Consider the following 374-nt stretch of genomic DNA (forward strand, 5'->3'; position numbering starts at 1 on the left):
GCCTCAGCATCGACAAGTGCGGTAGCCTCAGCTTCAGCGTCAACAAGTGCGGTGGCAAGTGCTTCAGCATCTACTAGTGCAGTAGCTTCAGCTTCAGCATCTACTAGTGCAGTAGCAAGCGCCTCAGCATCGACAAGTGCGGTAGCCTCAGCTTCAGCATCTACTAGTGCAGTAGCCTCAGCCTCAGCATCGACAAGTGCGGTAGCCTCAGCTTCAGCGTCAACAAGTGCGGTGGCAAGTGCTTCAGCATCTACTAGTGCAGTAGCTTCAGCTTCAGCATCTACTAGTGCAGTGGCATCAGCTTCAGCATCTACTAGTGCAGTAGCAAGCGCCTCAGCATCGACAAGTGCGGTAGCCTCAGCTTCAGCGTCAAC

General features: G+C 54.0%; 1 pseudogene. It reads right to left on the reverse strand.

The features are described from left to right. Positions 1 to 374 (reverse strand): annotated as a pseudogene (locus tag KUA57_RS09505) (hypothetical protein); the annotation flags it as partial.

This window comes from Streptococcus vulneris (assembly GCF_019218685.1).
Classification (GTDB): Bacteria; Bacillota; Bacilli; order Lactobacillales; family Streptococcaceae; genus Streptococcus; species Streptococcus vulneris.